This is a genomic window from Paenibacillus fonticola DSM 21315, assembly GCF_000381905.1.
In the GTDB taxonomy this organism is placed as follows: domain Bacteria; phylum Bacillota; class Bacilli; order Paenibacillales; family Paenibacillaceae; genus Fontibacillus; species Fontibacillus fonticola.
The window spans coordinates 1-13,420 of the sequence record NZ_KB907296.1 but is presented as its reverse complement, the minus strand read 5'-3'; the positions used below and the strand labels follow the sequence as shown (position 1 = coordinate 13,420).

Annotated in this window: 11 protein-coding genes and 2 pseudogenes; 9 read left to right on the top strand and 4 right to left on the bottom strand. The window is 50.1% G+C overall.

The features are described from left to right. Positions 1-482: 482 nt before the first annotated feature. Positions 483-590 (top strand): annotated as a pseudogene (locus tag G358_RS32770) (IS200/IS605 family transposase); the annotation flags it as partial. 180 nt (positions 591-770) lie between these two features. Here G358_RS32770 and G358_RS0128965 read toward each other — a convergent pair. The 3 genes from G358_RS0128965 to G358_RS0128955 form a co-directional block, all read right to left on the bottom strand. Further along, positions 771-1,223 carry a DUF441 domain-containing protein gene (locus G358_RS0128965; protein WP_019640751.1) on the bottom strand — a complete coding sequence of 151 codons (453 nt, stop codon included), beginning with the start codon at positions 1,221-1,223 and terminating at the stop codon, positions 771-773. 14 nt (positions 1,224-1,237) lie between these two features. Continuing rightward, complete coding sequence (locus G358_RS0128960; protein ID WP_019640750.1) at positions 1,238-2,212, bottom strand: YpdA family putative bacillithiol disulfide reductase; 975 nt, start codon at positions 2,210-2,212, stop codon at positions 1,238-1,240. Between the two features lie 325 nt (positions 2,213-2,537). Continuing rightward, positions 2,538-3,323 carry an alpha/beta hydrolase gene (locus G358_RS0128955; protein WP_019640749.1) on the bottom strand — a complete coding sequence of 262 codons (786 nt, stop codon included), beginning with the start codon at positions 3,321-3,323 and terminating at the stop codon, positions 2,538-2,540. Between the two features lie 194 nt (positions 3,324-3,517). Between G358_RS0128955 and G358_RS0128950 the strand changes: the two genes are divergently transcribed. Further along, positions 3,518-4,738: an MFS transporter gene (locus tag G358_RS0128950; RefSeq protein WP_019640748.1), complete on the top strand. Its 1,221-nt coding sequence runs from the start codon at positions 3,518-3,520 to the stop codon at positions 4,736-4,738. A gap of 110 nt (positions 4,739-4,848) precedes the next feature. Further along, positions 4,849-4,986, top strand: coding sequence for a hypothetical protein (locus tag G358_RS33585; RefSeq protein ID WP_019640747.1), 138 nt, complete (start codon positions 4,849-4,851; stop codon positions 4,984-4,986). A gap of 55 nt (positions 4,987-5,041) precedes the next feature. On the opposite strand, the gene G358_RS0128940 is transcribed toward G358_RS33585, so the two are convergent. Continuing rightward, entirely contained in the window at positions 5,042-5,281 is a 240-nt protein-coding gene (locus G358_RS0128940) for a hypothetical protein (RefSeq protein WP_019640746.1), read from the bottom strand. A gap of 469 nt (positions 5,282-5,750) precedes the next feature. Between G358_RS0128940 and G358_RS0128935 the strand changes: the two genes are divergently transcribed. From G358_RS0128935 to tnpA, 6 genes and pseudogenes are all read left to right on the top strand, one after another. Continuing rightward, positions 5,751-6,593: a hypothetical protein gene (locus G358_RS0128935; RefSeq protein WP_019640745.1), complete on the top strand. Its 843-nt coding sequence runs from the start codon at positions 5,751-5,753 to the stop codon at positions 6,591-6,593. A 24-nt stretch (positions 6,594-6,617) separates the two neighbouring features. After that, positions 6,618-6,809: a hypothetical protein gene (locus tag G358_RS0128930; protein WP_019640744.1), complete on the top strand. Its 192-nt coding sequence runs from the start codon at positions 6,618-6,620 to the stop codon at positions 6,807-6,809. Between the two features lie 159 nt (positions 6,810-6,968). Continuing rightward, positions 6,969-7,775: an SDR family oxidoreductase gene (locus tag G358_RS0128925; RefSeq protein ID WP_019640743.1), complete on the top strand. Its 807-nt coding sequence runs from the start codon at positions 6,969-6,971 to the stop codon at positions 7,773-7,775. A 151-nt stretch (positions 7,776-7,926) separates the two neighbouring features. After that, a complete protein-coding gene (hrpB, locus tag G358_RS0128920) occupies positions 7,927-10,458 on the top strand; it encodes an ATP-dependent helicase HrpB (protein WP_019640742.1) in 2,532 nt (843 codons plus the stop codon). Positions 10,459-11,042: 584 nt separating this feature from the next. Next, positions 11,043-12,512, top strand: coding sequence for an N-acetylglucosamine-specific PTS transporter subunit IIBC (nagE, locus tag G358_RS0128915; RefSeq protein WP_019640741.1), 1,470 nt, complete (start codon positions 11,043-11,045; stop codon positions 12,510-12,512). A 169-nt stretch (positions 12,513-12,681) separates the two neighbouring features. After that, positions 12,682-12,916, top strand: a pseudogene (tnpA, locus tag G358_RS31480) (IS200/IS605 family transposase); the annotation flags it as partial. Between the last annotated feature and the right edge of the window lie 504 nt (positions 12,917-13,420).

Here is a 13,420-nt window from a genome sequence, read left to right as displayed (position 1 = left end):
CACTTGACAAGCTCACGCCGGAGCACGAGGCCCGGGAGCAAACGAAGGTTCGGGAGAGAATATGCGTGATTCGTTTGCACTAGGTTTGCCAAGAACTGAACGTGCGTTTCTAGCTTGCAAAAGCTCTCCTTGACGAAGGCATAACATGTGGTACCCAACCCACGGATAGCAGCGTGCCGACCGTCGCTCGCATTTTTGCTCTCGCGCCACGTGCTCAGGCAGAAAAAATAGAGGGTTTGACAAAAACGTTCATAGCAACGAATCTCAGACACTCTAATTGCGGTTTATCCTCTGTTTAGAGCAGTAAAGACTGAAATAACGTTACCCAGCTTCGTTACATTTTGGAAAGGGTTACTTTTACACAAATAGCGATCATCAGGTTCGTTATAAAATTTCGTTCACGTTCTGAGTCACATTTTCGATCTAAGCCCTGGGCAGAAGAAGTGTAGGTACAGGAGCCTAAGTGAAGCAACTGTAACGAAACTGTAGCGAAATACATTCGTGAACAAGAAGCACATGATGCCATAGATAAGCTGAGTGTAAAAGAGTATGAAGATCCGTTCAGCGGCAACAAGAGCAAAAAGAAATAAACCAGTTTAACAGGTAAGTGAATGTGACAAGTAACACTGAGCCTGAACAGATTTGTGGTCAGGCTAGCGTCTTTAGGCGCAGTTTGGCAACAGGAGGCTGTACCCCAAGAGCAAACCACCCGTTGGACGGGTGGTCATGATTGGATAAGAGGGTGCAAGTTAAAAAATTGGATGGCAAAATTAAAGCTTGCCAATCAGGAGCGACAAAATGCCGGCTGCGATCAACGGGCCGACCGGTACTCCGCGGAAAAAGGCGACGCCGAGCACCGTACCGATCAGCAAGCCGGCCACGACGGTCGGCTGATTCCCCATCAGCGCGGCCCCTCTTCCGCCAAGCCAGGCGACGAGCATCCCTATCGCAATGGCGAGCAGGGACTTCCAGTGAAAGAAGGAGGACCAGAGCGTGGACAGAGGAATTTTTCCGCTTGCCACCGGAGTCATGACGCCAATCGTCAAGATGATGATCCCGAGCGTCAAGCCGTATTTCTCCAGCCACGGAAACGCCATGTGCAGCTGCAGCACCCGAATAAGCAGCAAAAATATCATCGCTACCGTAATCGGCAAATTGCTGCTGAATATGCCGAGGGCCGCTAAAAACAGCAAAAGGAGGGAGGTGATGTCAACCTGGTTCATCGTTTAGGAATCTCCTATCTGGACGCAATGATATGCTCGGCGATCAGCACGCCGTGCTTACGGCCTGTTTCAATAAACACTTCATTGGCATTGCTCCCGGAGGCGATAACACCGGCTACATACAGTCCGGGCACGTTGCTCTCCATCGTTTCAGGGTTGAAGACGGGCTTCTCCATCTCGCCTGACATTTCAACGCCCGCGTCGAACAGCAGCTTCCGGTCTGGGTGGAAGCCGGTCAGAGCGAGCACGAAGTCGTTCATCAATTTTTCTCTGCCGAGTTCGGATTCAACGATGACATGGTCGGACCCGATATCGATGACCCGGGACGATAAGCGCAGGTCGATCTTGCCCTTGGCTACCATGCTTTCGAATATCGGTCTTACCCACGGCTTAATCTGCTCCGATATGGATGCTCTGCGGTAGACGATGGTGACCTCCGCATCGACCCGCAGCAGTTCTAAAGTGGCGTCTACAGCGGAGTTGCTGCCGCCGATGATCGTTACCTTCGTGCCGGCGTACGGATGGGCCTCCCGGAAATAATGGGTCACTTTAGGCAGTTCTTCTCCCGGTATGCCAAGCATGTTCGGATGATCGAAGTAACCTGTGGAAATGATGACGTTACGCGCCTCATATTCCCACTTCTCGCCGCTGCGCGTTACCGAATGGACAATGAAGCTTCCGTCCTGCTGGCGATGGATCGCCGTCGCCTCCTCGTAAGAGGCAATTTGCAAATTGTAGTGGCGGCTAACCCCGCGATAGTAAGCCAATGCCTCATGGCGGAAAGGCTTCTCGTTAGACGTACTGAAGGGAATATCCCCGATTTCCAGCAGTTCCGATGTGCTGAAAAACTGCATATGGGTCGGATAAGAATAAATGGAATGAACAAGACAGTGCTTCTCCAGCACGAGAACATCAAGTCCCCGTCGTTGACACTCGATGGCCGCCGAGAGTCCGCAAGGACCAGCACCGATAATTATGACGTCTTGCATGTGTGGCCTCCTAGTTAATGAATAGAGTTTCTATAATAAGTTGAACAATTGAAAATGAATGTGGGGCAAGTACGTAAAATGTTCCTGCGATCGCTGTTGCTCCTAGATTTCTTGGATGATATAGGTTCATAAGAGGTAGAAATCTTATCACATAGGCGACCACAAGCTTATGCTCCCGAGGCAGCTTTCTTTCAGAAAGCTTTCAGTTTCTTCGGAATCATTTAACTCCCTTGCCCGCATCCCATTTTTTAGTTCATCTTCTATAGTTGCGTTAGTTGAAGCAATTACCATCCTACAGGAAAAGACCCTGAATATCCACCTGGGGTCAAGCCTTGTTTATAGGCAGCCAGGCCAATACGTCCTGAATACGGGCGTCCCAATATGCCCAGTCATGGGCTCCCGGCCCTTCTTTGTAAGTCAAATTGAACCCGGCCTGCCGGCAGGCATCCCGGAAACGGATATTGTCCTCATATAGGAAATCCTCGGTACCGCAGCATTGGAACAGGCGCGGCGCCGTCTCCGGGTCAACCGCTGCAAGCAGCTGAAACAGGTCGTCCTCGGTCCCTTGCGGGCCTTGAGGACCGAAAATTTGCCCATATAAGGACGTGCTGTCGAGGGATCGCCTGACCTCATCGATCCGGTTGACCGATACATCCAGGGCGCCGGACAAGCTCGCGGCCGCCGCAAACACGCCAGGTTTTCTCAAAGCGAGCTTGAATGCCCCGTAGCCGCCCATAGACAGACCGGCAACAAAGGTATCTTCGCGCCGCGCGGATAAAGGAAAGAACGAACGGCATATGTTAGGAAGCTCCTCGCTGATGAATGTCCAGTAACGTTTGCCTGCGGCCATGTCCGTATAGAAGCTGACATCGACCTGAGGCATGATGACCGCCAGGCCCAGCTCGGAGACGTACCGTTCGATCGATGTCCGGCGCACCCAAATGGAATCATCGTCAGAGAGCCCATGCAGCAAATACAAAGCAGGAAGTGGGCCGGAAACATCGCTGCTCCCCATCCCGATTTGCGACTTGGACGGCTGCGGCAAAATGACTGTCATGGAAGTAGACAGGCCCAGCACCTCTGAGAAAAAACGGCATTGGAATAAAGCCATCGCATAATCTCCTTCTACAAATCAAAGTGTTATAAAAGTAATCTGGTTATCAAAGAAATTATATCATTCCCGCGTAGATTACAGCCAATCGAAATATGGGTAAAGTGGTACAATGGAATTATTATGTTTACAGTAAGCTTACAGTACCAGGGCATTCAACAAGGTATTCAAGTCGCAAAAATAGAGGTGGTTAAATGGAAATCCCCTGGAGAAGAAATTTGTATGTTCTTTGGATTGGCGTATTTTTTTGCAGTACCGCTTATTCGATGGTCATTCCCTTCATGTCCTTATTTATTGCTCATGATCTGGGAATTACCGATCATCTGACGATTTGGTCAGGCTTTACTTTCGGCATTACCTTTCTGGCCAGCGCATTAATCGCCCCTTATTGGGGATCTCTTTCGGATAAATATGGCCGGAAGCCGATGCTGCTTCGGGCCGGCTTTGCACTCTGTCTAGTTTATGTGCTCAATGCTTTCGTCAGAAATCCTTTCGAACTAGTCGTCGTTCGTATTTTTACCGGATTGCTGTCTGGTTATGTTCCATCGGCGATTGCACTCATTGCTACGAACACTCCGGAGAAAAAGGTGGGATTCTGTCTCGGCATTATGTCCACCGCAGGGGCAGCAGGAGGCATTATCGGTCCGCTCGTTGGCGGCTTCCTGAGCAAATTTGTCGGCTACCGGGAATCTTTCCTTGTGGCGGGGGCCATCGTGCTTATTCCTACTTTGATCGCCTGGCTGTTCGTTAAGGAATACAATTTCGACAAAAACAAAGCGCGCTCCCGCGTGATCGATGATTTGCGTGCCGCATCTGAGAATCGCCCTTTAATGCGGAATCTCATCGTTGTGCTCATCGTCACCGCCTCCGTGATGGTGCTGGAGCCGCTGTTGTCGCTCTATGTACTACATCTTGGCGCCAGCGCTGCGGACGCCTCGTTTAGTTCGGGAATTATTTTTTCGGCCGTGGGTATATCTACCGTCCTTGCCGCACCGGTCTGGGCAAAAATCGGCGAGCGGATCGGCTACCGGAATACGCTGATGATCGGCTTGGTTGGCGGGGGGATCGGCAATATTGTGCAGGTGTTCTTTCACGACATCTTCAGCTTCGGCCTGCTTCGGTTCATCTACGGCTTATTTTTCGCGGCTGTATTTCCTGCTCTGAATGCGCTGATCGTCCAAACGACGAAGCCTGAATTCCGCGGCAGAGCATTCAGCCTGAACCAATCGGCAGGGCAGCTAGGCAATATGATGGGGCCGTTTGCGGGCGGGATGCTCGCCGGATGGATCGCGATTCCCGTCGTGTTCGTGCTCAATGGACTAATGCTTGCAGCAACGGCATTGGCATTGAAATTGAACCTAGGAAAGAAGAGCAGCCGCCCTTCGGGAAAAAGTTCATCGGCAGATTTGTATTGATATGCGTTTAATCCGGTTCAATTGGGTTAAATAACCATTAGGATCGGGAATTTAGGAATGGGGAAATTTAGTATGCCCTGCCATACTGCCTGAATGAAGGGGAGGAGGATATGGCGATAGACCGGTTTATATTAAGAAAGCTGCAAAACTGTACTTACCAGCCGATGAAGCAAAATTTACTCCGCTTATTCGTAATCCGGATAGAGAAAGCATGGCATGAAGAAGAGGCCCAGAAGCCGGCATGGTGACAGCCGTTGCTTCGGGCCTCTTATTCTTCCTGTCCTATTTCTGCGCTGCAAAATATTAATAAAGGGAAAGCGCCAAGGAGTCATATTCACTCTTACTGTGCAATATAGCTTCAGAGCCTTCGATTTCAATACTGATCAAGGAGTTGAGACATTTTTTCAAAGCTCGTTTGCCGTGATTGAATTTGTTCTCCAGTGCGCTGGTCAGCAGCTTGAGTGTCCGTTGAATCGGCTGCTTGCTATCAACATTGAAATAAACAGGTACCAGATTGTTCTGGAAGTTAATGAGTATTTTCATGCGAATCACCTCTTACAGTGGTTTCATAGTACATATTGTAAAGCAGAAAACTTAAAAATAGATTAAGAAAACATTATAATTCAATTAATCTTTGATGAAACATTAAAAAATAATTGCCTATGATTTGCTTATTTTAATTACGAACAAGGGGCAATAAAAGTTTCGAAACAAAAAAAAGTTAAGCTGCAAATCCTATTTTTATGGGTATAATGTAATAGATTACCATATTATTCCGCGCAATAAGGATAGAAATAATGTTATGATGTTGGTTGAGAATATGACAAAACTGTAAGGAGTGTTTCATATTTTGGAAAAAAGGGTTATTTTATGCTTTAATTTATAGTAGAAGTGACCCTAGAACTGGTGAGGCAGCAATACAGCTTTTTTCAAAATTGCACGAATTGAACGTTGATTAGATCGAGATTATGGGATTCATGAGTCATACCTGATAAGTTGAGGAGGTGGACAGATGTTAATGGCTAATGCATCCCGGCGTGGAGCTGTTACGCTAGAATCCAAAGAATTGATATATTTGACCGATCTGCTCGGAGAGAATCGTCCGTTTGGAAAGGAAGATCCGTTTCGGGAGTTTTTATTAAAAGAGATGGAAGAAAGTACGGATAGTGTACGGGAATCCTTAATTCAAAAAGGATATTTAACGCCTCAGGGAAGCCAGAAGGATGTGCTGACGATGCCAACAGATATGATGTCTAGGCTTATGGCAGCCTCCTTAGCGGAGAAGGCCTGCTGGGTGAAATATCGCAAGGGAACCGAAACACATGAACAATTTCTACATATAGCTGAAGAGCGTGTTGTAAAAGTGGAGCGGTCCAGGGATAACCCGCATATGCATCAAATAGATGAAATAAACGGGGGGCTTCATCACGCATGCTGGAGCCTGGCCGGAAAAATGATGTGGAATACGCACTGTCCAGGCGAGCTGCCTGCTCTTCTGCTGTCCAGACGGCAATTTGAGGAAATTATTTGGCGGCTGGATTATTTGGATGTCGACGATGTTACGGTGAGGTTAATGAAGCTGACCGATGATCATGAAGGTGTTATTTCTTTGGCGAAATGTATGAAGACGCGTGTGGCGCAAGGGGACATTCGCTTTTATGCCTGGAACGGGGAGCGGTGGGAGTCACAGCACGCTTCGTTTATAAATAATGATACGATTAACTGGTTAATCCGCTCCAGCACTAAACTGGATGAGGATTGGCTCATTGCCACGCCAACGCCAAAAGCGCTATTCCAGGAAATGCTGCTCCAGTGGTTTAAGGAACCGTGTGAGGCAGCAGCGGATAATCAGTAATTTGGAGACGAAGGGGAGAAGAACTTGAGCCGGATTGATGAAGAATTAATGGAGTTAAAGGAGCGGGTGGCCCGTCTGGAGGGGCAGCTCAAAGCTTATGAGGAAGCACCTGAACGCGGAAATGTAGTAACGTGGTTCATCAAAGGATTTCTGATCGTGTTAGCCTGCATGACTATACCTTTTATCCTCATAGGAATAATAAATTTTATTAACTGAGTATAGGATCATCCTGATTTCTTTTGCCTGATTTGTGATTAAATCACACCCTAATTGGGGTAATCTTGAAACAGACGGCGAAGCGCAAGCGAGGAAGCTGAACAAGCTGGCAGCATGCCTTGGCAAATTACCCAAAATTCCATTAGGAGTGTGACCTTCATGTCGAAGATGCAGGGCAATCGACTTCGGTTTCAAGGAAAAACGGCAATCGTTACAGGAGCGGGTTCAGGGATCGGAAAAGCAGCGGCCATTAAGCTGGCGAGGGAAGGCGCGAAAGTGGCGCTGTTCGATTTAATCGATGATCGCACACGCAGTACGGAGCATCAGATTAATCACATTTACCGGGGAGTGTCGCGCGCCTTTGACGTCGATGTGTCCGATCCGCTGCGCATGGAAAAGGCGGTAAATGAGGCTGCCGAACAATTCGGGCGCATCGACATTGTGTTTGCGAACGCCGGGATAAACGGGACTTTAGCACCTGTTGAGGAGATGCCGTTCGAGGATTGGCAGCGTACGCTCGCCATTAATTTGAACGGGACATTTCTGACCGTCAAGCATACGGTGCCGTATTTGAAAAAGCAGGGCGGCGGCAGCATTATTATAACGAGCTCGATTAACGGGAATGACCGGTTTTCAGGTTTTGGCATGTCCGCCTACAGTACGACGAAGGCCGGGCAGGTCGCTTTTACCAAAATGCTGGCTCTGGAGCTGGCCAGATTTAAAATTCGCGTAAATGTCATATGCCCCGGGGCTATAGCGACGAATATCGATACGAGTACCGAAGTGAGTGAAGAATTGGGAGAGATCATCATTCCTGTCGAATATCCGGAAGGCGCCCAGCCGCTGGCGAATGGCCCGGGACAGCCGGAGAACGTTGCCGACCTGGTAGCATTTCTCGCATCCGATGAATCGGTGCACGTTACCGGAGCGCGCATTGTTATTGATGGAGCGGAGTCGCTGCTGTAGTTCAATTTTGGAACGATTTTTTATGCCTCGTCTAGCTGGACGCCCAGCCGGACGGGGCATTTGCTGTTGTTTTTCTGCTGTATGGGACAATGTATTTCCTTATGGTAAAATGCTATCAGCAGCGAAACAGGTTTTAAATAAGGAGAAGATGATGATTAGGCTTCCGATTGATGAGGTTATTCCTGAACTGCAGGCACGTTTGCGGTATTCATATACAGCCATTTTGCTGGCAGAGCCAGGGGCGGGGAAGACGACCCGTACTCCGCTGGCTCTGCTCGATGAGCCTTGGATGGAAGGGCAGCAGATCATTATGCTCGAGCCGAGACGGCTTGCTGCCCGGTCGGCGGCCATATATATGGCGTCCCAGCTTGGAGAGCCGGTAGGAGAAACGGTCGGTTACCGGATCAGAAACGAGAGTAAGGTGTCGAACCGGACGAGAATTACGGTGGTGACGGAAGGGATATTGACGCGCATGCTGCAGCATGATCCGGCGTTGATTGGCACGGGGCTGATCATTTTTGATGAGTTCCATGAGCGCAGTCTGCATGCCGATCTCGGATTGGCTCTAGCGCTGCAAAGCCGTGAGCTGCTGCGGGAAGACCTGCGGATATTGATCATGTCAGCGACGCTGGATGCAGAGCCGCTCGAACGGCTGCTCGGAGACCCGGTCATCATCCGCAGCAGCGGCCGGGCATATCCGGTGACGACGCAATACGCCGATGCTGCGGCAAGCGAGGCTAGGCTGGAGCAGGCCGTCGCAGGCGCGGTGCGGGACGCGCTTGGCCGGCACGAAGGGAGCCTGCTCGTATTTCTGCCCGGCGCGAGGGAGATTCGCCGGGTAGAGCAGGCGCTGGCCGCCGTGGTGCCGAGCGACGTGCTGCTGGCGCCGCTCTACGGCGCGTTGCCGCAGGAGCAGCAGCAGCGTGCCATCGCGGCAGCGCCGCCGGGCCAGCGCAAGGTCGTGCTGGCCACGTCGATCGCCGAGTCGAGCCTGACGGTGGAAGGCGTGACGGTCGTGATCGACAGCGGCTTGCGGCGCACGGCACTGTTCTCCGCGCGCACAGGCATGAGCCGGCTCGTCACAGTGCGCGCGGCGCGCGACTCCGCTGACCAGCGGCGGGGGCGGGCCGGGCGGACGGCGCCCGGCGTGTGCTACCGGCTCTGGAGCGAAGCGGAGGACCGGCTGCTGGCGGAGCGTACGGCGCCGGAAATGCTGGAGGCGGATCTGACGCCGCTGGCGCTGGAGCTGGCCGCCTGGGGGGCGAGCGGGCCGGATGAGCTCGCCTGGCTCGATCCGCCGCCTGACGCGCCGTACCGGCAAGCCGTGCAGCTGCTGCAGCAGCTGGGGGCGCTTGACAGCAGCGGGGCCATTACGAAGCATGGCAGGAAGATGGCGGAGCTTGGGCTGCATCCTCGGCTTGCCCATATGATGCTCCAAGCTTCCGATCAAGGACACGGCCTGGCAGCCTGCCGGCTGGCGGCGCTTCTGGAAGAGCGGGACCTGTTCCGGGGAGGAAGTGCCGGAGAGGACAGCGATATTAGAAGCCGTATGTCTCTGCTGATGAACGGAGTAGGAAGCGATGATAGCCGCGTTACTCGCTCTACTCAAGCGGAGGAGCGGGACATCCAGCGGATCATCGCGGTCAGCAGGCTGTGGGAGCGGAAGCTCGGCGTAGACCAGCACGGGAGGGCCGCGGATGAAGATTGGTTTGCGGCCTGCGGCTGGCTTGTATCCCTGGCTTATCCGGATCGCATCGCCAAGCGCAGACCGGATGGCAGGTACTTGCTGCGCAGCGGCCGAGGCGCGGCTTTCGCCAGACAGCAGCCGCTTGGACAATCAGCTTATCTTGCCATTGCAGACGTGGACGATGAAGGGGCTGAAGGGCGGATTTTACTTGCCGCGCCATTGGATCTGGATGATTTGATAACGCATTTCGGTGAGCATATTCAGGAAGAAAAATCCGCTGTATGGGATGAGGAAGCGGGGACAGTTCGCGTGAGCGTCAAGGAGAAGCTCGGGGCGATCGTGATCAAGGAACGCCCGGTGCCGCGCCCTTCTGCAGAGGACTTTGTTGCCGCACTGCTGCATGCTGTGTCCTCGCAAGGGATAGATATATTGCCTTGGACCGATCAGGCGCGGCAGCTGCAAGCTCGTGTTCGCTTCTTGCGTCAACATAACGAACGCTGGCCGGATTGGTCCGATGAGGCGCTGACAGCCAGCGTGGAACAATGGCTGGCTCCTTATATTTCACAGTTCCGCAGGCGGGCGGATTTGCAGAAACTATCTTTGGCTTCGATACTGGAAAACAATCTCGGCTGGGAATTAAAGCAAGAGCTGCAGAAAGAAGCGCCCACCCATTTATCCGTGCCCAGCGGTTCAAAAATCAGAATTCACTATGACGGGGCGGAAGCGCCTTATGCCGCGGTTCGGCTGCAGGAGCTGTTCGGGATGCTGGAGGCTCCGCGCATCGGATATGGAGCGGTGGGGGTTACTCTGCATTTGCTGTCTCCCGCAGGGCGGCCAGTCCAGGTGACTAGGGATTTACGAAGCTTTTGGGAGCGTACGTATTTTGAAGTGAAAAAAGATTTGAAAGGGCGCTACCCGAAGCATTACTGGCCGGATGATCCGTTTGAAGCGATAGCTACAAGAAACGTACGACCGAAAAATGTACGCTTGAAATAACGGTTATTTTTTCTATTGACGGAATAATTTTACTCCGCTATAATCAAAACAGATTTGAATATTGGCGTGTTACCGTTGTATTAATGGGCATGAGCCAGGAGGGTGGACCTATGTTAGGTTTATTTTCTTGGCTCTTTTTCGTGCCTTGCAGGCGTGCAGACAAAGTTTTCAACCACCACGGGATATGATCCTGAAATGCCCCAGATGTGAAACTGATATGTTGATGTACTGATAAAATTCTGAAATGACCCTGATTTGTATCTGATATGTCGATGTACTGATATATCCTGAAATGACCCTGATTTGCATCTGATATGTCGATATACTGATATAATCCTCAAATGATCCTGATTTGAACCTCATATGTCCTGATGTACTGATAAATCATGATATAATCCTGATATGAACCTGGTATGATTCTCATATGATCCTAATGAATGGCAAACGCTAATAAGGAAACAAACGCTTATACAATGACAAACAGCATGAAGCGTCACCGAGCTTGTTTGCTCAAGAAAATCAGTCGTTTTGTAAGCGGTTTCAAAATAAAATGATTAAAATAATGATGAGAGGATGATTGTTCAATGCTTGCTTTCCTGCAAAAAATCGGGAAATCACTTATGCTGCCGGTGGCGACATTACCGGCGGCAGCCATTCTCATGCGTTTTGGCAACATTGATTACATCAAAGACTTTCATATGGGGCAAGGGGTTGGCGGTTTTTTAAACAGTTATGTGGCCCCTTTTCTGGATGCAGGCGGCACTACAATATTCGATAATCTCGGTTTAATTTTCGCAGTTGGTGTAGCTATTGGCCTTGCGGGCGATGCGGTTGCGGCGCTATCGGCAGTTATCGGCTATATTATTTTGCTAAGAGTTCTTGAAGTGGTTCCTGGCGTATTTTCAGGTTTAATGGGGGAAGATACGAAACTGAACATGGGGGTGCTTGGCGGAATTATCGTAGGTTCCATTGCGGCATATCTCTATAACCGGTTTTACAATATCAAGCTGCCGGATTGGTTAGGCTTCTTCGGCGGAAAACGGTTTGTACCTATGATTACCGCGTTCACGATGGTAGTTGTGGGCTTAATCTTCGGTTTAATATGGGGGCCGGTGCAGCAGGCGCTAGATGTATTTGGGAACTGGGTCACCAGTCTTGGCGGAATTGGCTCGGCCATTCATATTGTCGCAAATCGCCTTCTGATTCCTTTTGGTCTCCATCACATTATTAATGCGATTGTCTGGTTTCAAATCGGAAGCTTCACGGATGCAGTCGGGGTTGTTTCTAACGGTGACCTGCACAGATTTTTTGCGGGTGATCCTTCCGCAGGAATGTTTATGACCGGTTTCTTCCCGATTATGATGTTTGGTCTTCCGGCAGCAGCCTTCGCTATAATTCACACGGCAAAGCCGGAAAGACGCAAAACTATAGGTTCCATTTTCATCGGTGCGGCGTTTGCTTCCTTTTTGACGGGGATAACCGAACCGCTGGAGTTTGCTTTCATGTTCGTTGCTCCTGTGCTGTATGTCGTCCATGCGGTGTTAAGCGGCGTCGCTGCTTATGTTACTTATGCGCTCGGCATGAAGCTCGGCTTCGGGTTCTCCGCAGGGTTTATTGATTACGCGATCAACTTCCAAATATCGACAAAGCCGCTGCTGCTCATCCCGGTCGGGCTTGCCTTCGCGCTTGTTTACTACGTATTGTTCAGATTTCTGATCGTGAAATTGAATCTGAAGACGCCGGGACGGGAAGACGAGGTGGAAGCGGACGCCGAGGATGCTGGGGCCGACGTTAATTATTCATCTGGACATAGTACCAGCAGCCTTCCGGCCCAAATTCTTGCGCAAATCGGCGGTGCGGACAATATTGTTTCCATAGATGCTTGCATTACGCGTCTGCGCCTCATCTTAAAAGATGACAAAGCGGTAAATGACAATGCGTTAAAGCAGCTTGGCGCCTCAGGTGTTATGCGGCTCGGTCAGGGAGCGGTACAGGTTGTCTTTGGCACACGATCCGAATCCATCAAGGATGAGATCATTAAAATTATGAACTAAGCTTCTGGAGCTTCAGGATATAAAGCAGAGGCAGGGCGAATGATCCTATTCGCTCTGCTTTTTTGGCTTTAGCCAGTTGAGTGCGTGAAACGCGGGAAATAAAAAACGACCCATTATGCGGGTGGAGGGATCGAGGGTTTCACCAACAAGACATTCCAATACAACTGAGATGTTCAAGCTCAAGGGAAGGAATCTTGGATGGCAAACAAGAGCTATAGCTAGCTTAGCTCACACAAAGCGGATGTGCAAATACCATATTGTGTTCACCCCGAAGTATAGATGGAAAGAGATCTAATTAAGTGAAAAAAGACTTCATTGAAATCTTTAAACGGTTATGCAAGTACAAGGGCGTAGAAATTCTGGAAGGTCATATGATGCCGGATCATGTACAGATGCTGTTAGCAGGACGGGTGGTCATGATTTAATTACCCGAAAATGAAAATTACAGTGAAAGTCCCAGGCCTGAAAATAACGCCTATATTGTCCTTCACCCTGCAGAACATTTACAGATTTCTGCATCCTATATTAAGTATTTACGAATGGCCAGGCAGTCACGCTGGAAAACCACGTCGTTAACTTCGGTTTTGGAGGATGTTATTCCTTACAAAGATTGGATTTAGCTATTACCGACTGTTGTGTAATTCTAGCTATGATGAACGATAAACAGACAGCCCTCCACATTGCTACATCTCGTAGGTTAAAATGGAAAGTGGAAAGACCAACCATTTCAGAGCTACATAGCAAAGGAGAGCTGATACTATGCAGTCTATCACAAAATTCGTCGGTTTAGATGTATCCAAAGAAAAAATTTCGGTGGCCATTGCGGATTCAACCGGGGAAGCCCCTCGCTATTACGGGAGCATTCCACATTCGGCGGCGGCACTTCGTAAACTCATCAAAGAACTGGG

What these genes read in the sequence shown, in the direction of transcription:
- nagE (WP_019640741.1), top strand. Translation starts at nt 11,043, where the DNA reads ATGCTTGCTTTCCTGCAAAAAATCGGGAAATCACTTATGCTGCCGGTG.
- G358_RS0128925 (WP_019640743.1), top strand. Translation starts at nt 6,969, where the DNA reads ATGTCGAAGATGCAGGGCAATCGACTTCGGTTTCAAGGAAAAACGGCA.
- G358_RS0128940 (WP_019640746.1), bottom strand. Translation starts at nt 5,281, where the DNA reads ATGAAAATACTCATTAACTTCCAGAACAATCTGGTACCTGTTTATTTC.
- G358_RS33585 (WP_019640747.1), top strand. Translation starts at nt 4,849, where the DNA reads ATGGCGATAGACCGGTTTATATTAAGAAAGCTGCAAAACTGTACTTAC.
- G358_RS0128955 (WP_019640749.1), bottom strand. Translation starts at nt 3,323, where the DNA reads ATGGCTTTATTCCAATGCCGTTTTTTCTCAGAGGTGCTGGGCCTGTCT.
- G358_RS0128950 (WP_019640748.1), top strand. Translation starts at nt 3,518, where the DNA reads ATGGAAATCCCCTGGAGAAGAAATTTGTATGTTCTTTGGATTGGCGTA.
- G358_RS0128935 (WP_019640745.1), top strand. Translation starts at nt 5,751, where the DNA reads ATGTTAATGGCTAATGCATCCCGGCGTGGAGCTGTTACGCTAGAATCC.
- G358_RS0128960 (WP_019640750.1), bottom strand. Translation starts at nt 2,212, where the DNA reads ATGCAAGACGTCATAATTATCGGTGCTGGTCCTTGCGGACTCTCGGCG.
- G358_RS0128965 (WP_019640751.1), bottom strand. Translation starts at nt 1,223, where the DNA reads ATGAACCAGGTTGACATCACCTCCCTCCTTTTGCTGTTTTTAGCGGCC.
- hrpB (WP_019640742.1), top strand. Translation starts at nt 7,927, where the DNA reads ATGATTAGGCTTCCGATTGATGAGGTTATTCCTGAACTGCAGGCACGT.